A 26,723-nucleotide genomic window follows, 5' to 3' on the forward strand; every position below is an offset into this window, starting at 1 on the left:
AGCCATGACATCCATCGAACCCGTGACACCGGCCTCGTGCCTGACCCGCGACACGCGGCGGCAGGCCGCGCGAATCCTGGCACAGGCGTTCACCGCCGATCCCGTCTGGGCCGAGCTGAAACCGCGCCGCGAGACCCGCGCCCATCGCGCGCTCTACTGGGTCTTCCGCGGCGAGATCACCATCGCGGCGGTGCTGGGCGGATACGTGGCGATGACGTTCGACAGTCAGCACAATGTATCCGCGGTCGCGATTGCTTACATACGCCGTCGTCCACGCGGATTCCCCTGGTGGACAGCGTTTCTCCGCATTCCCGCGATAGTCCTTCTCGGGGTGTCGAGAACCTTCCAGTCGGCGCGTATGGGATTGGCGGCAGAGGCCCACCAGCCGGACTATCCGCACATCTACGCCTACTACGCCGGATCGACCACCCTGGGCGGCGGCACCGTACTTGTCCGGCGGCTCATGAAAATGGCCGCCCGCGAACACCTTCCGATCTACAGCGAGGCCAAATCGGCGGAAATGCTGGAGATGCTGCGGATTCTGCACTGGCGAATCGCGGCACCTATCGATATCGGCTACGGACGCCAACTGATCCCGGTCGACTGGGCTCCACCCGGCCTCGACGCCGGTATGTACCAACCCATTCCACGCACGTCAGTCCGAAGGATCGGTCAGCGATGACACTTGCCAAATTTGCGAAGCGCATCGAATTCGCGGGTATGCGACTGCTCGTCCGCGACCTGGAAGATATGCATCGGTCGCCGATCTTCCGGATCATGGAGGCGGCGACCACCACCCACGTCCGGGTCGGCGGATCCGCACGCATCATGTTGAGCTCCAACAACTATCTGGGCCTGGCCAGCCATCCGAAAGTGGTCGAGGCGGCGCATTCGGCCATCGACCGGTTCGGTAGCGCCAGCACCGGCAGCCGGGTCGCCAACGGCAGCTATGCGATTCACGCCGAATTGGAGGCCGAACTCGCCGACTGGCACGGTACCGAGGCCGCCATGGTGGTGACCACCGGATACCAGACCAATGTCGGGACGGTCAGCGCACTGGCGGGTCCCGGCGATACGGTCGTGCTGGATTGGGCGGCACATGCCTCACTGCACGACGGTGCGAAAATGTCCGGGGCCGCGGTCGAACGGTTTGACCACAATGACACCGGCCAGCTGCGCGCGATTCTGGCCCGCACCGCGGCCACGCCCACGCTGGTGATCATCGACACCGTCTATTCGATGGAGGGCGATGTCGCCCCGCTCGACGAAATCGCCGGGCTGTGCACCGAATTCGACGCGATGCTGATGGTCGATGAAGCGCACGGGGTGGGCATTCTCGGCGCCGAGCGAACCGGAGCGGTGGAACTGTACGGGGTGAGCGATGCCGTGGACATCCGGATGGGCACCCTGTCCAAAGGCATCGGATCCATCGGCGGGTATGTGGTCGGATCACGCGATCTCATCGACTATCTGCGCACCCATGCTCGCGGATACCAGTTCACTACTTCGGCGACGCCCTCGTCGGTCGCCGCCGCCCTGGCCGCGGTGCGCGTTATCCGCTCCGCCGAAGGCGCGGAATTGGCGCAGCGACTGCTGGTGAACGCGCGGTTCCTGCGAGATGCGCTGACCGCCAAGGGAATACCCGCGCTGGGTAGCACACCGACACCCTGGGGCACCGAGCTCGTCGGCCCCATCGTCCCGGTCCCGGTCCTGGATGAGGTCGCCCTCATCGACCAGTGGAATCAGCTCTTCGAACGCGGAATCTTCATCGGCATCAGCGTCTTTCCGGGCGTGCGAATGGGTAAACCGCTGCTCCGGCTGTGCGTGCAGGCCGAGCATTCGACCGCTGACCTCGAATTCGCCGCCGACACCATCGCCGAAACATACCGGCACGCAGCCGAACCCGCGTCCGTCTGATTCGACGCGCCCGCACCGACAAGGATCTCCATGGGAACCATCGCCATCACCAAGAACCTGCCCGGCACCCCCGAGGTATTGTTCGAGACCATCACCCGCCCGAGCACCTGGGATCAGTGGTTCAGCATCCACCGCGATTTCGTGGGCGAGCCGCCCGAAAAGCTCTCTACCGGAGCGGAACTCGTCTCCAAGGTCACCCTGCTCGGCATGAACGGCGAAGTCCGGTGGTCGGTACGGGAATTCGACCGGCCGCACCGGCTCGTACTGCGCGGCAAGGCAATGGCCGGGGTGAAATGCGAATTCACCTATCTGCTGCGCGCCATCGACACCGGAACCGAGATCACCGCGGGCGGGGACTTCAGCGGTCCCCTGATCACCGGCGTGCTGGCCACGACACTGGAAAAGCATGGGCTGGAGCAGCTCATCGTGACCTTGGACCGGCTCGCCGATCTAGCGGCGCGGGGTTGACATGACCACGTCCAAAGCGGCGGTCGGCATCGGTGCCGAATCGCCCGAACACGCCCGGCCAGTCCACGGAATCATCGCCAGGATCGCCGCGGCCGCGATGCGGGCACCGAAGATCACCCTGGCCATCGCCGCCGCACTGCTGGTGGTGAGCGGTGCCCTGGGCAGCACGCTCACCGAGAAGCTCTCGGCCGGAGGGTTTCTCGAACCCGATACCGAGGGTTCGCGGGCGGCCGCGGTGCTGGCGGAGCACTTCGGATTGACCAGCATGCAAATGGTCTTCACGGTGACCGGCCCGGCGGGCGCGACCGGGCAGCCGGTCATCGACACCGGGCGACGTATCGCGACCGAACTGCGCGCCGAACACGATGTCGCCGGTGTGCTGACACCGTGGGACGGTACGGCGGCGGGAGCGGCGCTGCGCAGTACCGACGGCACGATCGCGGCGATCATCGTGAGCCTGCACGGCAACGATAACCAGGCGATGAACACCTCGCACCGGCTCGCGGAACGATTCACCGGTTCCGATAGTGCGGTCACCGTCGCCGCCGGCGGGCCGGCGCTGGCCTACTACGAGGTGAATCACAAAGCGACCGAAGACGGTTCGCGCGCCGAGATGATCACGCTGCCGCTGAGCCTGCTGCTGCTGGCGCTGCTGCTGCGCAGTGCGGTCGCGGCCGCGATTCCGGTTGCCGCCGGATTCGTCGCCATCGGCGGCACGGTCGGGTTGCTCACCGCGCTGTCGACGACGACAGACGTCTCGGTGTTCGCCGTCAATGCCAGTGCGGCAATGGGTTTGGCGCTGTCCATCGACTATGCGCTGCTCATCATCAACAGGTTCCGCGAATACCTCGACGACGGCAGTGAGCAACACGCCGCGATCCTGCTGGCGGTTCAAAGCAGTGGACGCGCGGTGGTGTTCTCCGGCATCACCCTGGCACTCTCGCTACTGGGTGCGATGTTCTTCCCGATGGGGTTCGTGCGGTCGATGTCGATCGCGGGCATCGCGGTGGTCACACTCTCGGTGGTGCTGGCGCTGACCTGTGTTCCGGCACTGCTGGTGCTGTTCGGCGAACGCGTCGAACGCCGCCGCAATCCCGGTCGGCCGGTGCAGGAGAGCCGCTTCTACCGCATCGCGCGGTTCGCCCAGCGGCGGCCGATCCTGGTGACGATCGTCATCGTGGGCTCGCTGCTGGGACTGGGTACGCCGATGCTGGGCATCCGATTCGGGCTGCCCGATGACCGGGTGCTGCCACGGGACGCGGCCGTCCACCAGGTCGGGGATACCCTGCGCGAACGCTTCCCCGTACAGTTGGCCGGAACGATTTACGTTGCCATGCCCCATGTTTCGCCACAGCAGATGGCCGGGGTGCGCGAGTATGCGACGGCGATCTCCCAATTGCCCGGCGTGACAGGGGTGACCGGCACCGTTGGCAATTACGGCGGCGGCGCACAGCTCTCCGCGCCGGCGGAGGCGATCGACGGCCCGGCCTATCTGGCCGTGGCCACACCCCTGGACCCGAATACCACCGCGGGCAAAGACCTGCTCGGCGCGGTGCACGCACTGCCCGAGCCCACCGAGGTGCTGGTCGGCGGCCTGGCTCAGCAGAACGCCGATATCGTCGGCGGCATCCGGCAGGCCTTTCCCCGTGCGCTGGCCTGGATCGTGATCTCCTCGTTTCTGCTGCTCCTGCTGCTGACCGGCAGTGTGCTGCTGCCCTTGAAAGCCGTTGTACTCAACAGCCTTTCGCTGTCGGCGAGTTTCGGCGCACTGGTCTGGGTGTTTCAGCAGGGACATCTGGGCGGGTTCGGCACCGTCACCACCGGGGTGACGGTGTGCACCATCCCGATCGTGCTGTTCTGCAGCACTTTCGGGCTGTCGATGGACTACGAGGTCTTCCTGCTGTCCCGATTCAAGGAGGAATGGCAGGCCTCGGGCCGCACCCGCGCGGACAATGATCGTGCGGTGGCGATCGGCATCGCCCGCAGCGGCCGGGTGATCACCGCGGCGGCGGTGGTCATGGTGGTCGCGTTCTCCGGGCTCATCGCCAGCGGCATCGCCGTCAACCGGGTACTCGGGGTGGGCATGACACTGGCTATCCTGCTGGACGCCACCGTCATTCGGCTCTTCCTGGTCCCCGCCGTCATGCGATTGGCGGGCACCTGGAACTGGTGGGCGCCCGCGCCGCTACGACCGCTGCTGGCGAAATTCCAACTCCAGCACTGACGGTCGCGTCGGCACGGCGTCCACCGGACCGGCCGGGGTGCGCCCGGCGGCGATCAGGCGGTATCGAGCTCTCGGCGCGCGCGCAGCGATTGCGCCTTCGCGCGGGTTCGCAATCGCTGCGCGGAGCGGGAATCGCCACACAGTTCCGCGAGATCGGCCAGCACCGCGTCCACCGGGCCGAATGTCGCTACGCCGCTGTCGAATCCGATGAGGGTGCCGGAGTGGGGCTCGAGGGCGCGGTAGAGATCGGCTGCCGCGTCCACCGCGCCGAGCTCGATCGCGGCGTATGCGCGGAACGCCGTCATGAGTTGGCGGTAGAAGTCGTCTCGTACGTGGGGATGCCGATCGAAGAGCTGACGTGCCCGAACTCGGTCGCCCGCGTGCAGGAGCGCGAGAATGTATGGCTGGGCGACCAATTCGGGCTCCACCCGATAGAGCGATTCCAGCCGATCCACCAGACCGGAGATATCCCCGCGCGCCCAGGCCACCACCAATTCCCCGAGTAGCAGCACCTCGCTCTCGTTCGCGATACCGGACCTGCCGACGCGGACGCCGAACTGCCGATAACCCGCCTCGGCCGCATCCAGATCACCGCACAGCACCGCGGTGACGGCCGAGAACGCGGACAGCGTATCCAGCAGCGGGCGCACCTGTGCGGTGGTGGCGCATTCGACCGCACAGGCCGCGTGCAGGCGCGCGGCGGCGACGTCGGCGTCGCGGCAGGCGCTCCGGAACCGCAGGTAATGCGCCATGGCCTGATAGCCGAACGAGCGTGCGGCACGTGCGGCGTCCATCAGGTCATCGGCGACCGTCCGCCAGCCGTCGAGCATCGCGGGACCGGTCACCGTGAAAGCGAGCGCACCCAGTGCCGCGCAGAGCAACTCGGCATCACCCGACGCACGCGCCAACTCGACCGCGATGCGGGCGCGGTCGTGCGTTCCCGGCACATTGCCCTCGACCTCGGATTCGTACACCAGTGCGATCAGCAGCCGACTGCGCTCGGCCACCGTTGTCTCCCCTGCGAGCATCGCTTCCAAGGCCAGACGCATTCGGGCATCGGGGGTGCGCCACTCCCGGATCGACCAGAGCGTCGATGAGCGCCAGCAGGTGATCGCCTGGATCAGGTAGGTCCGATCGCCGAGTGACTCGGCCAGATCCAGGGCGCGTTCCCGGGTGGCGCGGGCAGCCGCCGCGCTGCCGTCGTGCGCCAGCGCGTCGGTGAGCGCGCACAGCGCGTCCAGCAGCGCCACGGTGTCGGGGCGGTCGGCGGATGCGCCGGCGTGACCGGCGAGTTCGTGTAGTTCCACGGCATCTCGCCATAACCGCGCGGCCGCGCCCCGCGCGCCGTCACGATCACGGCTGCGGGCCGCGATGATGACATAGTCGAGTGCGTGCGCGGCGGTGGCACGGGTGGCTCCGTGAAATGCGTGCCGCGCCGCCAAGGTCGGATCACCGGCGTCCAACAGCTGCGGCGGCGCGATCTGCTCGATGAACTCCAGTGCACCGCAGTGCATTCGCTGACGCCGTAGCGGAGATATGCTGCGGTACAACGACTCCTGCGCCAGAGCGTGGCAGAGTTCGATGCGCCCGTCCGGGTCGAATCGCACCAGTCCGCCCACCATCGCGGCTTCGACGCAGTCCACGATCAAGTCCTCCGGCAGGGCGGACAACCCGGTCAGCACGTCGAGGTCGATCGCCCGGCCCCACACCGCGATGTGCTGTAGCACCGTTCGCACGTCCGCCGGAAGCCGCTCGATTCGCTCGGCCAGCACCGCGCGAATACTGTCGGGCATCGACTGCCGATCGCCGTGCGCCGCGATACGTTTGGACAGCTCACGAATGAAAAGTGGGTTGCCGCCGGTCATTTCGTGCAGCGAACGCACGGTGTCGGCATCGACCGACACCAGCCCGGCCGCGCGGGCGATCTGCCGGGTTCCGGCCGGATCCGCTCCGGTCAGCTCCAGCCGTGCGGCGATGCGATCGGCGAGCACCGCTTCGGCGGCGCGGACCGCGGGCGGCAATTCCCACTCCCGCGCGGTCACGATGATCAGCACCGGCTCATCGAGCAACCAGGTGCCCAACTGGCACAGCACCTGGAGCGTCGCGGCATCGGCGCGGTGCACATCCTCGAGGACCAGCACGACGGGACCACCGCGGGCGAGTTCGCGGCATCTGAGGCGGACCGCGCGAACGAGGGTGAAAGGGTCGGGCGAGGCACCCCGATCGTGTTCGGACATCGACTCGTCGCCCAATCCGGCGAGCAGCTCCGACCACGGCCAGGCGGGCGGCGCGCCGTCCACTTCCGGGCAGCGTCCGCCCGCCGTGGTCCAGCCCTCCCCGGCCAGCGTCGCCGCGACACTCGCCGCGAGCGTGGTCTTACCGGTGCCGACATCACCGACGAGCCAGATCAGGCGGAGCCCGGCGGCGCGAACCTCCTGCGCGGCCGACCTAGTGATGGCGAATTCGTTTGGATAGCAAGTGGTTTCGGTGCTGGACGGCGGGTAAGTCGGGCGCGGTGCCTGTTCGACAGGTGTGCCGTTCTCGCGAGTGTCCGAGGCGGTCACGACGATAGCCGCGGGCCCGTGATCCACGCGTTGATCGGGGCCGCCGGGATTACCGCGCTCATCGGCGATTCCGGAGTGGCCGCGTTGATCGCCCGCCACGGATTGACTCAGGATGGCCGATTCGAGGTCGTTCAGTTTCGCCCCGGAATCGATGCCGTATTCGGTGCGCAGAAACTCGCGGGTGCGGCGCACGGTCGCGAGCGCGTCCACCTGCTGGCCGAGCCGATACTGCGCCAGCGCGAGCAGTCGCGCGGTTTCCTCGCGGCCGGGGAATTCCTCGATATGACGGCGCAGGGTGGTGACGACTTCACCGAATCGATCCAGTTCCAACGCGGCCTGCGCCCGCAACTCAATGGCGCTCGCGTGTAGATCGGTCAGTCGCGCGACCTCCGAAGCCGCCCAGGAGGCGTCGGCGAAGGATTCGAAAGCGTCTCCGTGCCAGCACTTCAGCGCCTCACCGAGAATTCGATAGCGTTCCACCGGGCCGGGGTGATCGGCCGGATCGTGAACGCGTTCTTCGTATTCGCGCATGAGCGTCTCGAACTGCCAGGCATCGACATTTCCCGAGTCCAAACGCAGGGCGTACCCACTGCCTTCGGAGACCAGAATCCGAGCGGGCGTTCGAGGTCTTCGCGTCGGCTCCAGCACTTTTCGCAGATTATGGATCTGAACCTGCAACGCGGTCGGCGCGTGCGGTGGCGGACTGCCCTCCCACACGTCCTCCACCAATCGGTCGACCGCGAGAGTTCGCCCTCGGGCCACCACCAATCGACCCAGGATCGCCTGTTGGCGACCCGCTCCTATCCGCGCGGTCCGGCCCGCCAGCACGACTTGCAACGGGCCGAACACCCGCACCTTCGGCTCTGTAATCACGCGGCGTTCCTCCGATCTCGAACTATCGGTAGCACTTTCCCAGACAGTGGTCGGTAAATTACCTCCGTACCACAGTCTTGACAAATCTCGGCCAATCTTTGATGCGTCATCAAAGCCATTGCCCGACAGCACCGCACGCCGCCGGCCCGAACACACCGGCACCGTCGCAACTGTATTCACAGAATCCGACGGTGTCGCCACACGGCAGAATTACAAGATCGCATCGAATTGAATGGGAAGTCACGGGGAAGTCACGCGTAAGCAATCGGGAAGCGGCCCAACGGATAATCGGCGGGACACATTGCCACGACCTCGGGAGTTGAAGAGTATGGGAATCTCGGCCGATATCCGACCCGATCGGGAAATCTGCGATACGAATGTGATCGGGCGATTCCAGGATGCGCGGCAACAAGCCATCCTGACCGGATTACTGGGCGTCGCCGAACGTGTGATGGAGCTGACCGGATATCTCCTGACACCCGCCGCCGATGCGAATTCCGCACCGGACCTGGAGTTTTCGGAAGTTTCGGAACCGGAAGCCCTCGGCCTGTATCGGGACCGCGACGGCGATGTATGGCAGCGTACCGGCACCGGCTGGCGACTGTGTATCCAGCAGGGTGTAGCCGTGCACGACACCTCGCGCTGGAATTGGGCCGACGGTCATATGAGCGAGTACGGACCCTTCGTACCGATCGCATCGAGCTGAATTCAGTACATACGCAATCCTTTCTGCCGAATCGAGAGTGGGACGATGACCGATTCATCACGCGCACATATCGCCCGAGACGAGTTCACGCCCATCGCACGTCCGGAGCTCTACGCCCGGCTCGACGCGGCGGTGGCCTCCCCCGTCGGTCACGTCCTGCGGATCTCCGCACCGGCGGGCAGCGGGAAGACCGTCCTGATCACCGACTGGCTCGGCAATCGCCTGCGGCACACACTGCCCGGTGTGCACACTGCCCAGTTGACTCTGACCGATCACAACAGCGCCGCGGGCGAATTCGGCAGGGCACTACTGGAATGCGCGGGTGCGCGTGAGCGGCCCACCGTTCTGGTGATCGACGACGCGCACCGAATCACCGATCCCGAATCGATCGCACTGTTGGAGGAGTTCATCGACAATGCCCCGGCCACCCGCACCACGGTGCTCGCGGCCCGGCACGATCCACCGCTGCGCTGGCACAACTCGGAGCTGCGCGGCGGTGTATCGGACTTGCGCGCAAGTGATCTGGCTTTCAGCCCGGCGCGGGTGCGGGAGTTGTGCGAACGGCACGGTTACCGGGCCACCGATGCCGAACTCATCACCATCATGCGATTGACCCGCGGCTGGGCCGCGCTGGTGCGGATGGCGGTGCGGCATCTGGCCGCGCATCACGATCGGCCGACCGCGCTGGCCGAACTGGCGCTGGTACCGCCCGCGATCGCGGACCTGTTCGACGCGGATATCCTCGAACCGCTGCCCGAGCACATCCGCCACTTCGTGACCACCCTGAGCGTGCCTGCCTCGTACACCGCCGCACAGGCCGAATTCGTCACGGGCACAACGGCGCAGCCGATTCTCGACGAACTGGTTCGCACCCGGTTCCCGATGCGGAGCGTCGCGCGCGAGGGCGATCTCCGGTTCACCTACCATCCGCTCTTGCGCGCGTATCTGCTCGCGCAGAACCGCAGGCTCGGTCAGCGCACCTGGGCGGAACTGCACGCGCGCACCGCGCAGTGGTATCTGTCCACCGGGCAGCCGATGTCCGCACTGCCGCATCTGCTCCAGGTCACCGAACCGAACGCGCTGCGACAGTTCCTGCGCGAGCACGGATTGCGGCTGGTGCTGGAGGGCAACGGCCCCGGTCTCTTTCGGCAGCTCGAGCACGGCAGGCCCACCCTGACCGCCGATCCGTACCTGCGCGCGCTGCGCACCGTGGCCGCACTGGAACAGCGCGATATCAGCAGGGCGACAGTGCATTTGGATCTGCTGCTGCGCCGTCCCACCGAGCCGGGTGTCCTCGCGCCGACGTCGTGGCTGACGCCGCTGTCGCTGGCCACGAGTGCCGCCATCGCGCTATCGACTGGTGCTGGGATATCCGAATTCCTTATCCCGCAGCGCATTCCGCTCACCGGCCAACCCGATATCGACAGCTACACCGCCATTCAGATCGGCACCGTCATGATGGCGCGCGGCGATATCGCTTCCGGTGACGTGCAATTCCGGCGCGCACACGCGCTCGCCGACTCCACCGGCAACCCGCGCCTCACGGTGCGAGCCGATATCCGCCGCGCGGTGGTCGCCGGACTCGGCGGCGCGGTCGGGCGCATGCGGAGCCATGCCGAGCACGGCATCGACGTCGCTTCAGCACACGATCTGCGCGACTCCCACGATGCGCGCCAAGCCACGGCGATCGCCGCCTTCGCCGAATACCTTTGCGGGGAAACGGTTTCCGCCACGCAGACGCGGGCGCGACGCGCACTCGGCACCGAACTCGCGCCGGGGCCATACACGGAGTTGTTGGAACGTCTGGTCGCCTTCGACGAGGCCGACGACAAATACGATGCGGCCGAATCTCTCCGTCGCGCACTGTCGGTGCTGTTGCGACGCCCACCCCTGCTACCCGCCGTGCTCGGCCGACTGGTGCCGCATGTGGTCCGCGTCCTGATCGAGGTCGACGCGACCCACTCCGCGCGCCTGCTCATCGATCAGTGTGCGTCGCGGCTGGGCGATACCCCCGACATCGTGCTGGCGCGGGCACTGACCCACATCACCGATCGCCCGGAATCGGCTCGAGCACTTGTCGATCCGCTGCTTGCGGCGGATCTTTCCCGCCATCCGGTCAGCATGATCACCGCATGGCTGGTCGAAGCGAGCGCCCGCGCCGCGCTGCGAAATCCGCCGAAGGCCCGCGCCGCCATAGCCACCGCGGTGCACCGCGCCGCGCCCGATCACCTGGTGCGGCCCTTCCTCGATGTCCCGGGCGCGGGTGCGCTGCTGGACGAGCACAGCGGAACCTTCGGACGCGACAACGCATTCGCCGATGCCGTCCGTGCCCATCCCGCCATCCGCCGCCCGCGCTCGCTGCCGAGCCTGACCGCCACCGAGCTGACCGTGCTGAACCAGTTGCCCTCGGGGCGAACCGCTCAGCAGATCGCCGATGTGCTCGGCGTATCGATCACGACGGTCAAGACGCACCTGCGCGGTATCTACGCCAAACTCGGCGCGAGTTCCCGCGCCGGTGCGCTCGACCTCGCCCACCGCAGTGGACTGCTCTAGCCGCGGTTCACGACGCCCGGCTGTGCCAGGACCCGATCGCCCAGATGATGACCACATCCAGCACGATGATGAGCATCGACCAGGCCGGGTAGTACGGCAGCGACATGAAGTTCGCGATGATCGACAGCGATGCCACGGTCATGGCGGCGACTCGGCCCCACGCGGTGCCGCTCATCAATCCGATTCCGGTGAGTACCAACACGATTCCGGTCACGATGTGTATCCAGCCCCACGCCGTGGTGTCGAACCGGTAGATGTATTCGAGCCCGGCGACGTACAGCTGATCGGCGGCCACCGCGGATATGCCCTGCAGCAAATCGAGCACGCCGACGGTCACCAGCAGGATCGCCGCGGCGATGGCTCCGCCCGGTACCCGCTCCTGACGCACCTCGCTCTCTGCGCGCAATGTCATGGTCAGCCCTTTCTCGACAGTGATGGGTGCACCACGAAACCTGCGCCTCGGCACCGCCGCGCGCCTCCCCCGATTCGGATGAGCCCGGCACCGGGCACGGACCCCGATGCGGCGAGCGCGGCCGAACTCATCCGGGGCGGAGGAGGAGTGCGGACGGCCGCGCCCGCACCGTCATTCGATATCACCCATTCCGGGTTCAGCCCGGGTCACCGAAGGGTCGTCGATATGTCGTTCTGGGACATCGTGTGGTTCATCGTGCTGAGTTTTCTGTTCTTCGCCTATCTGATGCTGCTGTTCTCGATCCTTGCCGACCTGTTCCGCGACAGCGGCGTCTCGGGCTGGGGCAAGGCGCTCTGGGTGCTCTGCCTGCTGTTCCTGCCGTTCGTCACCGCGCTGATCTACTTGATCACGCGCGGCGGTTCGATGGCGGCCCGATCGACCGCGGAGAGCATCCGCCGGCAGGAGGCGCAGAACGACTACATCAGGCAGGTCGCCCGCGCGGACACCACCGCACAGCTGTCCGATGCGAAGAAGCTGCTGGACGAGGGTGCGATCACTTCGGATGAGTTCGCGAGTCTCAAACGGATGGTGATCGGATGAGCTCCCCCGTGCTGTCCGGAGATGAACGCACCGAGCTGGAACGCCTGCGCGCCGCCGTGGCCGCCGAATCCCGCGGACCCGGGCCCGCGCTGCGCTGGGCCGCGGCCGGAGTGCTGCTGACACTCATGGGAATAGTGTTGCTGGGCGCGGTCACCGCCCGATTCGCTCGCGGTGAGATCTTCGATACCGATCGCTATGTCGCCACCGTCGCACCGCTCGCCTCGAATCCGGCGATCCAGAGCGAGCTGGCGGACCGGCTCACCGAGACGATCGTGACCCATGTCGATATCGCGGGGGCGACCGCGCAGGCCGTCACCGCGCTGACCGATAACGCCGGGCAACTCGCGGACCGGCCGCGCATCGCCGCCGCGCTGGACAATCTGCCGACACTGGTTGCCACACAGGCGGAATCATTCATTCATCAGACCGCCGCGACGCTGGTGGCCAGCGACGAATTCGAACATGCCTGGACCACCGCGAACCGCCTCGTGCACCAGAGCCTGGTCGGGGTAGTCACCGGACAGACCAGACCAGGGGTGCAGGTCGACGCGAACGGCACCGTGAGCATTGCGCTGCAACCGATCCTGACCACCGTGCGCGAGCGGCTCGATGAGCGCGGGTTCACCTTCGCCGATCGGATTCCGGAGGTGGATGCGCGATTCGTGCTCTTCGAGGACACTCAACTGCCCAAGGCGCAGCGCATCGTGCGCGCCCTGGACCGGGCCGCGACCCTGCTGCCGTGGATCGCGGCGGGGTGCGCCGTCGGTGCGGTCGGGTCCGCGCCGAGGGGGCGTCGACTGCGCGCGCTGGCCTTGACCGGGCTCACGGGCGCGCTGTCCATGGTGGCGCTGGGGGTCGGCCTGGTCATCGTGCGCGGGCTGTACCTCGACGCGATACCGCCGGACACCACCTCACCCGAAGCCGCGCGGGCCATGTTCGACACCGTGGTCGCACCGCTGCGCACCAGTATGCGAGCGGTCGCGACCGTATCGCTGTGCACGGCGCTGGCCGCCTATCTGGCCGGGCCCTCGTATTCGGCGCGTGCGGTGCGCAACGACTTCCGGCGGGCGGTCACGGCGGTGAAGCGTCGCACCGGCGACCGGAAGCCCAGCGCCGCAGCACAATTCATCGCGCGCCGGCGGATGCCGCTGCGGCTGGCCGTGCTCACCATCGCCGCGCTGGCATTGCTGTTCTGGTCCTATCCGACCGCCATGGTCGTGGTGGGAATCGCGGCAACGGCGGGACTGTCGCTGATGGCGCTGGAGGGTATCGCGCAGTCCGTGCCCGGCTACGAATCACGCAGCTCCACAATCGAATTCACCCGAGGAGATGACCGATGAACCGTTACCCGTCCATCGCCGACCACGGCCTGATCGGTGATCTGCAGACCGCCGCGCTGGTCTCCACCGAGGGCACCATCGACTGGTTCTGCCATCCCCGTTTCGATTCCCCCAGCGTATTCGGATCGCTGCTCGATCATCAGCGGGGCGGGCACTGCCGGGTTCGGCCCGCGCAGCGGCCATTTCGCACCCGGCAGATGTACTTTCCGGACACCGCCATCCTGATCACCCGCTTCATGACCGATATCGGCACCGGTGAGGTGATCGACTTCATGCCGCCCGCCGGGCGCGACAGCACCGACAGTCATCGGCTGGTCCGCATGCTGCGCTGCGTGCGCGGGCGCATCACCTTCGAACTCGACATCGCCCCGCGCTTCGATTACGGACGTCGCGGCCACGCGACCCAAATCACCGCGGACGGCGCGATATTCGATGCCGGTGACACCGGTCTGACGCTGCACGCCGTACGCGAACCCGAGGATCCACGGCTCGCACAGGTACAGATCTCCGAGGACAACGCCCTGCACGGGTTGCTGCCGCTGCATGCCGGACAGGTACGCGGATTCGTGCTCGAAGCCGGTGCGGTGCGCACGCCGCAGGCGATTCGAGTACCGGAGGTGGAGCGGATATTCGACGATACGGTGCGCTTCTGGCACGGGTGGATCGCGCACTCCACCTATCGCGGCCGGTGGCGCGAGATCGTGCACCGGTCCGCGATCACGCTGAAGTTGCTGACCTACGCCCCCACCGGCGCGATTGTCGCCGCACCGACCGCCGGACTGCCGGAACAGCTTGGCGGCGAACGCAATTGGGACTATCGGTACACCTGGATTCGGGATGCGTCGTTCTCGGTGTCGGCACTGCTCGCACTGGGTTTCACCGTGGAGGCCGCGGACTACGCGGCCTGGTTGCGCGGACGCTATCAGGGCAAGGACTCGCGGCTGGAAATCATGTACCGGGTGGACGGCACAGCCGATCTGCGCGAGGAGACACTGCCGCACTGGGAGGGCTATCGCGGCTCCCGCCCGGTCCGCATCGGCAACGACGCGGCGGGACAACTTCAGCTCGATATCTACGGTGAACTGCTGGACAGCATCGATACCGCGGATCGGCAGGGACTGCGCATCAGCCATCAGGGGTGGCAGCGCGTGACCGAACTGCTCGACTGGCTCACCGACAACTGGGATCAACCCGAGGAGGGCATCTGGGAAACCCGCGGCGGCCGAGCCGATTTCACCTACGGCAGGCTGATGAGCTGGGTGGCCTTCGATCGCGGCGTGCGGCTGGCCGAGCGGCACAGCCTGCCCGGACCGGTGGATTCGTGGCGGCAACAGCGCGACCGCATCGACGCACAGGTCTGGGAGCGCGGCTGGAATGAGCGCAGGCACTCGTTCGTACAGCGCTATGACTCCGATGTGCTGGACGCGGCGCTATTGCGTATGGCCCAGGTCGGATTCGTCGCACCGCGCGATCCGATGTGGCTGTCCACGCTGTCGGGAATCCGCCGGGAACTGATGACCGACAGCCTCGTGCACCGCTACGACCCGAGCGCCTCCCCCGACGGGCTCGCCGGTTCCGAGGGCACCTTCTCCCTGTGCACCTTCGACTATGTCAACGCCCTGGCCCGCGCGGGCAATCTCTCGCAGGCCCGGCTGGTATTCGAGAAGATGCTCACCTACGCCAACCACCTCGGCCTCTACGCCGAGGAAATCGCCCTCACCGGTGAGCAATTGGGGAACTTCCCCCAGGCCTTCACCCACCTCTCGCTCATCGACGCCGCGCTCACCCTGGATCGAGCTATGGACGCCAGCCCACAACCTGTCGGCTGATCCGGCACTACTCGAGATCCGGTCTCGGTACACCTGGCAAGCACGCCGCACCCGATGCGGATAGGTTGCCTATCGTGCACCGAGGCCGGAACCACAGCGCCACAACCCACATATGGCGTGTGGAAGCACGGCGTTGTCCGGCCTGATCGTCACGATCGGCAAACTCGCCCCGGTGGCCTTCCTGTTCGCGGCCGGGGCGCTGTTCGCCCGTCGTGGAATCATCGCCGGGGAGGTGTCGAAGGCTTTCTCCGAGTTCGCGTTTCGACTGGCGATTCCCGCCTATCTGCTCGGCAGCCTGTATGCCGCCGATCTGCGCCGGGTGTTCAATGTGCCCGCGCTGGCCGCGTACACCGTCACGGCGGTCGTGGCGGCGGCCGCGGTGGCGGTGATCGCCCGGGCGCGGGGCCGGACGACTCGTGAGATCGCGCTGCGCATAATGGCTGCCTGCCAGGTCAATACCGCGTACATCGCCATCCCGGTATTCGGGTTGCTGTTCGGGGATGTGTCCCCGATCTTCCCGGTGATCCTGTTGCAAGGTGTGCGTGCTCACCACCGTGGTGATCGCCATCATGGAGTCCGCGTCCCGCGATTCCACCGTTCACAGCGGATCCGCTGTCCTGCATGGCATTCGGGCAGCCCTGACCACGCCGCTCGTGCTGGCCTGCTGGGTGGGGATCGCCGCCAACGCCGCGAATGTTCCCGCCCCGCGGTGGCTATTGGACTGCCTGTCGATGGCGGGCGCGGCGGCCGCACCGGTCGCCCTGTTCGCACTCGGCCTGCATCTGGGCGCAGCCGGACTTCAGCTGCGCGGCGCCGACCGCGACGAGTACTGGCTGATCGCAATGAAATGCGTCGCGTTCCCGGTGCTGGCATACACCGTGGCGCACTTCGGTTTTCACCTCGCGCAGCCGTGGCTCGGCTACGTCGTGCTGATCGCCGCCATGCCGAGCCCGCAAAACCTGTTCATTTTCGCCCAGACCTATGACACCGACGTCGATCTCGCCGCGTCGGTGGTGGTGAAGTCCACGCTGGTCACCCTCCTGCTGCTGCCGCTGTGGGCGGTGGCCGTGGTGCGGTCCTGAATTCGGTTACGGCAGTGCGCGCATGGTCAGCTCCTGACCGTCGCTGGTGCGGATCACCAGATCCGAGGTGGTGGCGCTGACCGTGATATTGCGGAAACGGCCGGTGCCGGTGAGTTGTTCGACGACCGGGCGCAGGCGCGCGGAGCGGTGGTCCAAGGAGTTGGATTCGTCGGGGGTGAGACCGAGGATGCCGTGGTAGGTGCGCGGGGTGGTGGTCAGACCCTCGGGTTGCCAATTCATGCGGGTGTCGCTGGCGAGCATGGCGTTGAGGGTGGCGCACGCACCATCGGTGGTGCACAGGCGCAGCGGGACTTCGTCTGCGGCGTAATCGAAGTCGCGGGTGGTCAGGGTCCAGCCCTGCGGATCGCGGTAGGTGAAGTGCACACCCGAGGGCGGCGCCAGGGTCAATGCCGAGGTATCGGAGGCGCGGTTGTCCAGGACCGGGGCGAGCATCGGCTGGTCGGTCGGGGTGAATTCCCACTCGACGGCGGGGTCGATCGGCTTGTGCCAGAAGCCTGTTCGCTCGGCGTCACGGCCTTCCACCCGCAGTTCACGCTGGAACGACCGGTTGCCGGTCTGATGGATGCTGATCGTCGAGGTGATCTCGCCCGGGATCTTCGGCTGCCGTACCCAACGCGGCGCGGGCAGTTGGATATTGGCGTATTCGTTGAACGGCGGGCGCAGTTGCGGGAAGCGGGAGAATTCGTGCTCGAAGTTATTGGGTGCGGAGTCGTAGGCGGATTGGTCTTCGTACGAGTACGAGAAGAACAGGGTGTCCGCACCGGAGATGTCGAAATCCCAGAGCCGAGTGAACAGATCGCCGTATTCGTTGATCACGAAGGTGGTCGAGCCCGCCGAGCTGAGGTTGATCGCGCGGAACCGGCCGTTCAGCGGGCCCGGCACCTCGTAGCTGTAATCGTCTGCGAGCGTCGGGTCTTCGGGATGGAATGGATCGCTGCCGGGCAGCCACGGGTCGAGGATGACAATCCGGTTCCCCTCGGGCGACAGCACGTACACCGTGGTGACTCCGGCTCCGCCGACCGGCACATCATGTCCGGCCGTATCGGTCCAGGATCCTTCCTGACGGAATGGCAGGACCTCCTTGTACACCGGGTCGAGCCAGGACAGGCTCCACGCCCGCGAGCCGGACCGCACCCGCTGGCCCGAGGGATCCAACCAGACCGGTGCGCCGAATCGCATTGTCCACCACCAAATCTCCGGTGTCTGATCCGCCGACTCCAGGCTGTACACCCGACCCTCCGGCCCGGTCGCGGCCAAGCGCCCGCCGTCCACCGAAATGCCGGTGAGCTGCCCGCGCAGGCAATTCGGCATCGGCGGAATCCGCCACCCCGATTCGCCCTCGGTGGCTTTGACATACAGGTTCTGATCCAGCAGCGCGAACTGCCATGCGTCGTTCCAGCCGCCCGCGCTGGTGCGCAGATCGATGTGCCGGGGCAGCCGGGCCGCGATATCGGCGGGGACGAGTGGCATTGTCCACAAACCGATTCCGACATTCGGATAGTGCAGCGGCACCGGCCACGCCCCAGCACGCCCGGGCAGGGACAGCGCCGCGCAGCTGAATACCGGCGGCAGGATCCCGAACGGCAGATACTCGTCGGCCGCGGCGGGACCGGCGCACAGCAGTGACAGTGCGGTGAGCCACGCGGTGAGCCCGCCGCGCCAGCTGTTACGCATCGAATGTCCTTCCGTTCCTGGTGAGTCGGAGGTCATGACCGCGACATGGGGACGTTCACGCCCTCGTCGGTACGCACCCGCAGCATCGAATTGGTCGCGGTCACAATGGCATTGCGGAACCTGCCGGTTCCGGTGAACTGCTCGACGATGGGCCGGAGGCGGTCGTTCATGGCATCCCACTCGTCCTGCGCGATGACCACGAAGCCGTGGTATTCGCGCGCGGTATCGCTCAATCCCTCCGGCTGCCAGCCCAATCGAGGAGCGCTGGCGAGGTAGGCGACCAGATCGGTGCACGCCTGCCCCGCGCACAGCCGCAGCGGCAGTTTGTCGGTGGCGTAGTCGAAGTCGCGTGTGCTCAGCGTCCATCCGGCCGGGTCGCGGTAGTCGAAATGCACGCCGGTCGGTGCGGCGAGCGTCGCGGCGGCGGTATCGCCCGGTCGATTGTCGAGCGGATCACCGGTGAGGATCCGGTCCGTCGGCGCGAAGACCCATTCGGTGTTCGGGTCGATCGGCTTGTGCCAGAACCCGGTTCGGTCGCCATCGCGACCCTCCACCCGCAATTCCCGCTCGAAGGAACGACCGCCGGTCTGATGAATGCTGATGGTCGAGGTGATATCGCCCGGAATCTTCGGCTGCTTGATCCAGGAAGGCGCGGGCAACTGAATATTCGCGTACTGCGAGAAGAACGGCCGCAGGAACGAGAACCGGGCGAACTCCCCCTCGAAATTGTTCGGCGCCGTATCGTGCGCGGTTTGATCCTCATAGGAGTATGAGAAGAACACGGTATCCGAGCCGGAGATATCGAAATCCCAGAGCCTGGTGTACATATCGCCGAACTCGTTGATCAGGAAGGTGGTCGAACCCGCCGCACTCAGATTGACCGCGCGGAAGCGGCCGTCCAGTGGTCCGGGCATTTCGAAGCTGTAATCATCGGCGCGAGCGGGATCGTCCGGATGCAGTGGATCCCCGCCCGCCAGCCACGGATCGAGAATGACGATCCGATTGCCTTCGGGCGAGAGCACGAACACCGTATGCACGCCCGCACCGCCGACAGGCTGGTCATGTCCGGCGGTATCGGTCCAGAATCCGTCCTGGCGAAAGGGAATCAGCTCCACATAGCGCGGGTCCAGCCAGGACAGGCTCCACGCCCGGTGGCCGGGGCGTACCCGCTGACCGGCCGGATCCAGCCAGGTCGGTGCGCCGTACCGCATTGTCCACCACCACAGTTCGGGTGTTTGATCGGCGGATTCGAGGGTGTAGACCCGGCCCTCGGGACCGGTCGCGACCAGACGGGAGCCATCCACCGAGATGCCGGTGATCTGCCCGCGCAGGCAATTCGGCAGCGGTGGAATACGCCAGCCGGATTCACCCGCGACGGCCTTGACGTATAGATCGTTTCCGAGCAGCGCGTACTGCCACACCTCATTGAATCCGCCTTCGGCGGTGCGCAACTCGATGCGTTGCGGCAGTCGTGCCGCGACTTCGACGGGTGCGAATGGCATGGTCCACAAACCGATCCCGGTATTCGGGAAATGCATCGGCAAAGGCCATGCGCCAGCGCGTCCCGGCAATGTCAGCGCGGCGCAGCTGACCGGCGCGGGCAGCACACCGAAGGGCAGCCATTCATCCGCTACGGCCGGTGCGGCGCTCGAAACACACAATGCCGCAGCGGCTGTCGAGATCAGGGCGGACCTGCGCTTGCCTGGCAACGATTTCATCCTTCCGCTGAAATTCGGGGAGCGCGTCGCGCCCGCATGACACTGCCGGGGAGGACATCGAACGCGTATTGCTCGTAATCACTTCGGCGAATCGCCGTGGATCATCAGGAATCGGCCCGTGCGAAATCGGCCGCGCGCACAGTATCACTCACGAGGCGCGCTGATCCCGAGGCAGGCCGGAGCCGAATGGGTGGCGGGCGGGGTGCGCGGTAGTCAGGGCTGGGAATGCCATCGGCGGGTGCCGGGGCAGAAGATGAAATCTTGGCTCGGTGAACGCGAATGTCGAGGGCGTGGCGAGCAACCCGAGCACTCCGCAGCGATTGCTGTTGCGGATCCTGGGTTCGGGGTGGCCGGGTGGTGCGGCGGTGGTCGGCCGACCCGAGCTGTCCGACCCGATCTATGACGCGGTGGTCGCGCACCGCGACACCGATATCCGAGGGTTGCTGGCGCGCAGCGTATCCGCGCCGGGCGCGCAACGGGCACGGCTGGCCTCCGATACCAGCGCCGTCATCCGGCTGTTCGTCGCGGCCGGACCGATCGCGTTCCGCACCAGGGTGGAACCGCTGCCCGATCACACCTACCGGGAATTGGTGGCCGACGAGTCCGCGGCCGTGCGATCCGCGGCATGCCTGAGCTGGCCCAATCCGCCTGCGGCAGTATTGGATCTGCTGCTGCACGACCCCGATCTCGAGACGCGGACGGCGGCGGCCACCCGCAGTTGGCGGCGACTACCCCGGCTGCTGTCCCAAATAGCCACCGTCAGAGATGATTTGGTGCACCTGTGGTCGGAGGCGATCGCGACCGCGCCGCTGGACCCCGCCACCGTCGCAGCGCTGCTGACCCGGGACGAATGGGTGCGGCGACTGCTGGCCGAGAATCCGTATCTGCCCGGGGACGCCATCGCCAGGCTGATCGCCGATCGGAGTCACGATGTGCGCGTGGCCGTTTCGATGCGACAGGAACTGGGTGACCGGGTGCGCGGCATCATCGCCGTCGATATCGATCCCGCCGAACAGATCACCCCCGCGTTCTGGCCCAGCACCACCGACAACCCCGCCCTCATGCGCAGAGCGGTCGAATCCACCCATCTGGGCCTGCGCCGCAGCGCCGCCTACAACCCCCGGCTCCCCCGGAATCTGGTGCACCGACTGGCGGCCGACGACGACGCGATGGTCCGCCTGATCCTGTGCGAGACACACCCTTACGCCCCCGCCGATGTCCTCTGGGACGTACTCCGCGAAACCCGCATGCTCACCCGAGCCGACCTCATCACCCACCCCAACTTCCCCATCCACCGCCTCCGCGAACTCGCCGCCAGCCCCGACCCCACCGAACGAGCCCTGGTAGTCCACGACCCCATCGCCTCGGCAGAACTGATCGAACGCCTCAGCCACGACATCGACCCCCGAGTCCGCCGCGCCACCGCTGCGGACCCCCGCCTGAGCCGTCGCCGCCTCCTCGAACTCCTCGACGACCCCACCACCTCCTACGGCGCGGTCCGCAACCCCAACCTCCCACTCCCGATCATGGAATCGGTCCTGTCCGCCGCCGGAATCGCCTAACTCAGTTCGGCAGTTGGCCACCCAGGAAGTAAACGACCTCCCAGAGGTGTCCGTCGGGATCGGCGAAGTAGCCCGCGTAGATGCCCCAGGGCCGTTCCAGAGGTGCGCGCACAATGGTGCCGCCCGCCGCTTGCGCGCGTTCGAGGATGCGGTCGACTTCGTCTCGCTCACCGACGAAGTACCCCAGGCTCATCGGTGATCCGGTGATGCGTTCGGGCGCGACTCCGGCGTCCTTGGCCAGGTTCTCGCGCTCGTACAGTGACAGGATCAGCCCGCTGTCGAGGGTGAACATGGCGACGGCACCGCCGGGAGTAGTGTCATCGGCCTCGAATTCGGTGCCGATGACGCCTGGGGAGGACAGTTCGAGTGCTTCCCGGTAGAAGCGCAGGGAGCGTTCGAGGTCGTCGACGCCGAGGGTGAGTGCGGCGATATTCGCTTTCAACGGTGTGCCTCCTGACTGAATACTTTCGGTCCGTCCTGAAGCTAACTGCTGGGCGGCCGCGTGGTCTTGAACGAATCGGACAGGACGAAACTCCGTCCTACTTCCCGCCGATATAATGCGGACATCCGCCGACAGGTTCCATATCGGCCCCCTCGAGGGCGGTCTGCAGGTCCGCAACCGTTCGGGCGACGTTTTTTTCGCCTTTCAAAGCAGCGTATGTGTTGTTACGCAACGCTTTAGAAGCAGCGGGATAAGACGGGGTGAGTGGCCGCGCTACCGCGCTCCGGAGGGAAACCGCCAATGTCGGCAGGTAGGGAAACTTCGCGATCAACGCGGCATCGGTGTAGAGGTCGGCGACAACCGGGGCGCTCGATGTCTCGACGAGCAAGGTCGCCTGTTGTTCGGCGTCAGTTAGAAACTTCAGGAAATCAATGGCGGTCGATTTATGTTTGGTGGTCACATTGATGCCCGCGCTGCGCCCCCCGAGCGTTGATACACCGGAGCCGCTCGGGCCGGGTAGCGGAGCGACCGCGAATTTGTCTTTCACCAGCGAAGTGCCTTCGGTTGCGACCAGATGGTAGGCCTCGGACCAGTTCCGCAGGAATAGCAACTGTCCGGCCTCGAACGCCTGACGGCTCTGTTCGGCCCGATAGCTGATCGCTTCGGACGGGATACTGCCGTTCCTGAACGCCTCGACCAGCTTGCCGAGGCCGATTTCGGCCTGAGGTGTGTTCACAGCGGCCTTACCCGACTCGTCCAGGATCCTGCCGCCGAAAGTGCTGATCGCCTCCACCGCGTTCACGGTGAGGTCCTCGTCATTGTCGAATTGGCCGGCGTAGCAGCCGATTTTGTTCTGAACGGCGATCTGGCAGTACGCCATCATCTCATCCCAGGTGGTAGGCGGGACGGGGACGAGATCCTTGCGGTAGTAGAGCATTCCAGCATCGGTGGTGAGTGGTACCGCGTTGAGCGTGTGGGAATACGTGGCGCCCCGCACGATGGGGGCCGGGATCTTCGAGGTATCCAGCGTGAGTTTGCCGCTCAGCGGCTGCAGCCACTCATGTGCGGCGAACTCCGTGGTCCACACGGTGTCGAAGGTGACAACGTCGTATCCGGAATCCCACTTGAAGTTCCACAGGTGCTCGGCGATGTCGAGACGTTGCTGATCGGAATCGCCGGATTGCGTTGTGAGCGTGACGTTCTCATGAGGATGCGCCCGGTTCCATTTGTCGATGATCTTGACCCAGGTGCGGGAATCGCCCTCGCGGGCAACGAAGGTTATCGGGCCGCGGCTGCCGATCCCATCGGTCAGGTCGAAGCAGTCGTAGGGGTCGTGGCATGATCTGGCGAGCAGCGACAGCACCAGGATCGCGACTGCGGCCTGGAGAACGATCCCGCCGAATATCACAAGGGCTGATCCGAACTCACGGAGCCTGCTGAGCATCCTGCATATTGTTCCTCATGCTGGTTCAAATGTTCTGGCGTTCAAACCACTTCACGCATCCCCGCATGCGTATCCGACCATCGTCAGAATACCGATTCAGCCAGGCGGGCGGACCGGCATGAGGACATAGAGCAGGCCGTCGCGGTGTCGATCTCCGGAAATGCAAGAGCCGGGGCGCAGAACTGCCGCTCTGGTGGGTCCATTGAGTGCGAGTTCAACGGTGTCCGTGCGGATGGCTGCGAGTCCGTCCAGCAGGTAGCGAGGGTTGAACACGATCGTCAGGGGATCGCCGTCGAACTCGCAGGCGAGTGTTTCCTCGGCGTTCCCGTCGTTGTCGGTGCCCGCCGAGACGAGGGTTTTGGTTGTGGTGCAGCTCAATTGAACCTGCGCTCCCCGCGTGGAGAGCAGCGACACTCGTTTGAGGGCGTCTGCCAGCGCGGTCGTGGTGAAACGTGCTGTCGCGGTGCGGCGGTCCACCAGGTATCCCTGATAGGGCGCGTAGGCCATATCGAGGGTGCGCAAGGTGACCCGCTGACTGTCGGATGCGAGACCGAGAACGGTTTGGGCGGGGCCACAGGCGAGTTCGAGGCGGGAGCCGGACAGGGCTCGGCTGGTGTCGGCGAGGGCGCGGGCGGGGATCAGTACGGTGGCGGGCTGGTCACCTGTGATCGGGCTGCTCGGTTGCCAGTCGAGTTCGCGGATCGCTATGCGGAAGCGGTCGGTGCTGACCAATCGCAGGAAGTCGGCGTGAAACTCGAGATTGATGCCGAGCAGCATCGGGAGGGTGTCGTCTTTGCCCGCGGCGACGGCGACCTGAGTTACGGCGTCGCAGAACTCGGTGTAGTCGACGGTGCCCGTGGTCGGGGGTTGCGGTGGGAGCTCCGGGTAGTCTTCGACGGTCATCAGCGGCAGTGTGAATCGTGCTGGTCCGCAGACGATTTCAAGCTGTTCGCCGCTGTCGCACAGTTCGACCGGATAAGCGGGCAGCGACTTTGCGATCTCGGTGAGCAGGCGTCCGGAGACCAGCACCTCGCCGGGCTCACTGACTTCGGTGCCGGATATCGCGGCGTGCGAGGAGATCTCGTAGTCGAACGCAGCCACCGAGGCTGAATTCGCTTCCGCCCGTATCCGAATGCCCGCAAGCACCGGGACGGATGGGCGGCGCGGCACCGCCGGGCCGACGACCGATAGCGCCTCAGTCAGGCAGTCTCGTGCGACACGTATTTTCATCGGGGTTCTTCCTCGTCCAGGGTGCGGTGTTCCAGGCGGCGATGCAGTGCGGCCGCTCGGGCGTGCGCGGCCTGTTTGGAGCGGTGGCCGAAGGCTTCGGCGATCCAGCTCCAGCTGTTGCCGTGTTCGCTCGCGGCGCGCATGAGTTCGAGTTCCAGGCGATCCAGTTCGGTGCGCGCGGCCATCAGTTGGATGACCGCGGCGTAGATGACGCGATGCGGCAGCTCGGCGGTGTCGGCGGCGGCCAGCCGGTCCAGGACCGCGCGCACGACGGCTGCCGGATTGTGCTGGGGCGCTTGGCTCGACGGTGGCGCGGTAGTTGCCAGCCAGTCGGTGAGCAGCGCCGCATCCGGTTCTTCGGGATCGGGCATGGTCGGAGCATACCTCGAGCGTCAAATAATTTTTGACGGACGGGTATTGACCTCCGGCTGATGCGTTGAGAAGCTTCGGGTTCCATTTACTCATCGATGAGGAGAACGCGGATGAGCGACGGCGATGCGGGCGCGACGGAGTACTCGACGATCACCTATGCGGTCGCCGACGCGATCGCGACGATCACGCTGAACCGGGCGCACGCGCGCAACGGATTCACGCTCACCATGGCTGATGAGCTCGGGGCTGCGGTGACGGCCGCGGACCGTGATGACTCGGTGCGGGTGATCCTGCTGGCGGCGGCGGGCGAATACTTCTGCGTCGGTATGGATTTCGCGGAACCGTCGATCGGAGACACCAGCGATCCGGACTGGGATGAGCCGTCCACGCGGGTGGTGCGTCCGATCGTGAACTCGAACAAGCCGGTGATCGTGGCGATCCAGGGCGCGGCCGTGGGAGTCGGCATCTCCATGACATTGGCGGCGGACTTCCGATTGGCCAGTGCGGAAACGAAATTCGGCTTCGTCTTCGCTCGTCGCGGGCTGTATCCCGAAGGCGCCTCGACCTGGTTCCTGCCGCAGTTGGTCGGCCTGGCCAAAGCCAAGGAATGGATGCTCACCGGCCGAATCATCAGCGCCCAGGAAGCTTTGGACGCGGGCCTGGTGACCAGCCTGCACACGCGCGAGGACCTCCTCCCCGCCGCATACGAGCTGGCCCGGGACATCGCCGTGAATATCGCGCCGACCTCGGCGGCGGTCATCCGCCGCGCCCTGGTGGCCATGACCGCCCACGGCGATCCTGAAGCGGCATTCGCATTGGACCGCAAGACGATTCCGCACGCGTCAACCAGTCCCGATCTGGCCGAAGGCATCTCATCGTTTCTGGAGAAGCGCCCACCGCGCTTCACCGGTGTGGCGCGCACGGACGTGCCGGACCTGGAGGACTGGCTGCGCTGACCCGACCTAGTCCGGCGCGGACCAGAGATGGTCCAGCACCGGCAACAGGAAGTTGCGGGCGTAATTCTCCGGCCCGTCGGGCTTTTCCAGATCGAGCACCCCGGACGGGATCAGGATCAGCGTGTGGAACGCGCGGGCGACGTGCTCGGCGAACTGGTTCGCGGCCGCAGGAGTGGACCAACCGTCCAGCGGCAGGAACGTGGCGACGAACATCCGCCCCCAGTTCAGCGCCTGACTGTCGGTGGTGATGACGTACGGCAGGAACAGTTCCGGGTTCAGGGTCAGGACCGGGCGGACAGCGGGGTGCCCGCTCAGGCGGCGGTAGGCCTCGGCGAAGGAGTGGACCAGCCGGTCCGAAGGGTCGTCGTAGCGCTGCGCCACGAGCTGGACTTCGGCGAAGAATCTGGCCAGCTCTTCCTCCACCAATGCACTGATCAGGGCATCTCGGCCCGCGAAGTGCTTATAGAGCCCCGCGCGGCTGATGCGGGCCTGCCGGGCCACCTCATCCATGGAGAGTTTGCGCATGCCCGTGGTGGCGGCCAGCTCTCGGCACGCGTCGAGAATCCGCTCGCGGGTGCTGTTGGCCGCTGTGCTGGGTGTGACCGTCGGGCTCATGAGGCATATCCTACGAAGTAGACACATAGGCAATAACTGTCTACTCTTCCACTATTGAATCGGCAGCGTCGCCGAACCCGGCGACACCGTGACGCGTGACCGGCTGCCGATTCGTGTCAGG

At 66.2% G+C, this 26,723-nt stretch carries 23 protein-coding genes; 13 read left to right on the forward strand and 10 right to left on the reverse strand.

The genetic code is table 11. From position 1 onward, the window contains the following. The first annotated feature begins 4 nt into the window (after positions 1-4). From ACFVUS_RS24765 to ACFVUS_RS24780, 4 genes are read left to right on the forward strand one after another with little or no spacing between them, the layout of a single operon-like run. Entirely contained in the window at positions 5-682 is a 678-nt protein-coding gene (locus ACFVUS_RS24765; protein WP_387770898.1) for a hypothetical protein, read from the forward strand. Next, the gene (locus tag ACFVUS_RS24770) at positions 679-1,917 is read left to right on the forward strand and encodes an aminotransferase class I/II-fold pyridoxal phosphate-dependent enzyme (protein ID WP_387770901.1); all 1,239 of its coding nucleotides are present in this window, start codon (positions 679-681) and stop codon (positions 1,915-1,917) included. Before ACFVUS_RS24765 ends, ACFVUS_RS24770 begins: the two co-directional genes overlap by 4 nt. A gap of 30 nt (positions 1,918-1,947) precedes the next feature. Further along, positions 1,948-2,385: an SRPBCC family protein gene (locus ACFVUS_RS24775; RefSeq protein ID WP_387770904.1), complete on the forward strand. Its 438-nt coding sequence runs from the start codon at positions 1,948-1,950 to the stop codon at positions 2,383-2,385. Position 2,386: 1 nt separating this feature from the next. Beyond that, the gene (locus ACFVUS_RS24780; RefSeq protein WP_387770907.1) at positions 2,387-4,609 is read left to right on the forward strand and encodes an MMPL family transporter; all 2,223 of its coding nucleotides are present in this window, start codon (positions 2,387-2,389) and stop codon (positions 4,607-4,609) included. Positions 4,610-4,662: 53 nt separating this feature from the next. Here the strand turns inward: ACFVUS_RS24780 and ACFVUS_RS24785 are convergent, their stop codons facing one another. Then, a complete protein-coding gene (locus ACFVUS_RS24785) occupies positions 4,663-8,046 on the reverse strand; it encodes a BTAD domain-containing putative transcriptional regulator (protein WP_387770910.1) in 3,384 nt (1,127 codons plus the stop codon). Positions 8,047-8,374: 328 nt separating this feature from the next. Between ACFVUS_RS24785 and ACFVUS_RS24790 the strand changes: the two genes are divergently transcribed. Beyond that, positions 8,375-8,752: a hypothetical protein gene (locus tag ACFVUS_RS24790; protein ID WP_387770913.1), complete on the forward strand. Its 378-nt coding sequence runs from the start codon at positions 8,375-8,377 to the stop codon at positions 8,750-8,752. A 45-nt stretch (positions 8,753-8,797) separates the two neighbouring features. Then, positions 8,798-11,305, forward strand: coding sequence for a LuxR C-terminal-related transcriptional regulator (locus ACFVUS_RS24795; RefSeq protein ID WP_387770916.1), 2,508 nt, complete (start codon positions 8,798-8,800; stop codon positions 11,303-11,305). A gap of 7 nt (positions 11,306-11,312) precedes the next feature. On the opposite strand, the gene ACFVUS_RS24800 is transcribed toward ACFVUS_RS24795, so the two are convergent. Then, positions 11,313-11,717 carry a hypothetical protein gene (locus ACFVUS_RS24800; RefSeq protein WP_387770919.1) on the reverse strand — a complete coding sequence of 135 codons (405 nt, stop codon included), beginning with the start codon at positions 11,715-11,717 and terminating at the stop codon, positions 11,313-11,315. 225 nt (positions 11,718-11,942) lie between these two features. On the opposite strand from ACFVUS_RS24800, the gene ACFVUS_RS24805 reads away from it, so the two are divergent. From ACFVUS_RS24805 to ACFVUS_RS24815, 3 genes are read left to right on the forward strand one after another with little or no spacing between them, the layout of a single operon-like run. Further along, positions 11,943-12,317, forward strand: coding sequence for a PLDc N-terminal domain-containing protein (locus tag ACFVUS_RS24805; protein WP_387770922.1), 375 nt, complete (start codon positions 11,943-11,945; stop codon positions 12,315-12,317). Further along, positions 12,314-13,657 carry a hypothetical protein gene (locus ACFVUS_RS24810; protein WP_387770925.1) on the forward strand — a complete coding sequence of 448 codons (1,344 nt, stop codon included), beginning with the start codon at positions 12,314-12,316 and terminating at the stop codon, positions 13,655-13,657. Before ACFVUS_RS24805 ends, ACFVUS_RS24810 begins: the two co-directional genes overlap by 4 nt. Next, entirely contained in the window at positions 13,654-15,486 is a 1,833-nt protein-coding gene (locus tag ACFVUS_RS24815; protein WP_387770928.1) for a glycoside hydrolase family 15 protein, read from the forward strand. The genes ACFVUS_RS24810 and ACFVUS_RS24815 overlap by 4 nt, the downstream gene beginning before the upstream one ends. Positions 15,487-15,493: 7 nt before the next feature. Here ACFVUS_RS24815 and ACFVUS_RS24820 read toward each other — a convergent pair whose 3' ends face one another. After that, positions 15,494-16,054 (reverse strand): hypothetical protein, encoded by a 561-nt coding sequence (locus ACFVUS_RS24820; protein WP_387770931.1) that lies wholly within the window; start codon positions 16,052-16,054, stop codon positions 15,494-15,496. On the opposite strand from ACFVUS_RS24820, the gene ACFVUS_RS24825 reads away from it, so the two are divergent. Then, positions 16,029-16,568, forward strand: coding sequence for an AEC family transporter (locus ACFVUS_RS24825; protein WP_387770934.1), 540 nt, complete (start codon positions 16,029-16,031; stop codon positions 16,566-16,568). The genes ACFVUS_RS24820 and ACFVUS_RS24825 overlap by 26 nt on opposite strands. 6 nt (positions 16,569-16,574) lie before the next feature. Here the strand turns inward: ACFVUS_RS24825 and ACFVUS_RS24830 are convergent, their stop codons facing one another. Further along, positions 16,575-18,263, reverse strand: a complete 1,689-nt coding sequence (locus tag ACFVUS_RS24830) for a hypothetical protein (protein ID WP_387770937.1) — start codon at positions 18,261-18,263, stop codon at positions 16,575-16,577. 32 nt (positions 18,264-18,295) lie between these two features. Next, positions 18,296-19,765, reverse strand: coding sequence for a hypothetical protein (locus tag ACFVUS_RS24835; RefSeq protein WP_387770940.1), 1,470 nt, complete (start codon positions 19,763-19,765; stop codon positions 18,296-18,298). On the opposite strand from ACFVUS_RS24835, the gene ACFVUS_RS24840 reads away from it, so the two are divergent. Continuing rightward, on the forward strand, positions 19,764-20,021 hold the full coding sequence (locus tag ACFVUS_RS24840; protein WP_387770943.1) for a hypothetical protein: 258 nt from the start codon (positions 19,764-19,766) through the stop codon (positions 20,019-20,021). The genes ACFVUS_RS24835 and ACFVUS_RS24840 overlap by 2 nt on opposite strands. A 229-nt stretch (positions 20,022-20,250) precedes the next feature. Then, positions 20,251-21,543: a hypothetical protein gene (locus ACFVUS_RS24845; protein ID WP_387770946.1), complete on the forward strand. Its 1,293-nt coding sequence runs from the start codon at positions 20,251-20,253 to the stop codon at positions 21,541-21,543. Position 21,544: 1 nt separating this feature from the next. Here ACFVUS_RS24845 and ACFVUS_RS24850 read toward each other — a convergent pair whose 3' ends face one another. From ACFVUS_RS24850 to ACFVUS_RS24865, 4 genes are all read right to left on the reverse strand, one after another. Beyond that, a complete protein-coding gene (locus ACFVUS_RS24850; protein WP_387770948.1) occupies positions 21,545-21,985 on the reverse strand; it encodes a VOC family protein in 441 nt (146 codons plus the stop codon). 97 nt (positions 21,986-22,082) lie between these two features. After that, entirely contained in the window at positions 22,083-23,429 is a 1,347-nt protein-coding gene (locus ACFVUS_RS24855) for an ABC transporter substrate-binding protein (protein WP_387770951.1), read from the reverse strand. A 96-nt stretch (positions 23,430-23,525) separates the two neighbouring features. Further along, complete coding sequence (gene dnaN, locus ACFVUS_RS24860; protein ID WP_387770954.1) at positions 23,526-24,659, reverse strand: DNA polymerase III subunit beta; 1,134 nt, start codon at positions 24,657-24,659, stop codon at positions 23,526-23,528. Further along, positions 24,656-25,030, reverse strand: a complete 375-nt coding sequence (locus ACFVUS_RS24865) for a hypothetical protein (RefSeq protein WP_387770957.1) — start codon at positions 25,028-25,030, stop codon at positions 24,656-24,658. Before ACFVUS_RS24865 ends, dnaN begins: the two co-directional genes overlap by 4 nt. A gap of 111 nt (positions 25,031-25,141) precedes the next feature. Between ACFVUS_RS24865 and ACFVUS_RS24870 the strand changes: the two genes are divergently transcribed. Next, positions 25,142-25,987 (forward strand): enoyl-CoA hydratase-related protein, encoded by an 846-nt coding sequence (locus ACFVUS_RS24870; RefSeq protein ID WP_387770960.1) that lies wholly within the window; start codon positions 25,142-25,144, stop codon positions 25,985-25,987. Positions 25,988-25,993: 6 nt separating this feature from the next. On the opposite strand, the gene ACFVUS_RS24875 is transcribed toward ACFVUS_RS24870, so the two are convergent. Then, positions 25,994-26,602, reverse strand: a complete 609-nt coding sequence (locus ACFVUS_RS24875; protein WP_387770963.1) for a TetR/AcrR family transcriptional regulator — start codon at positions 26,600-26,602, stop codon at positions 25,994-25,996. Between the last annotated feature and the right edge of the window lie 121 nt (positions 26,603-26,723).

The sequence above is a fragment of the Nocardia sp. NPDC058058 genome (genome assembly GCF_042885355.1).
Lineage (GTDB): Bacteria > Actinomycetota > Actinomycetes > Mycobacteriales > Mycobacteriaceae > Nocardia.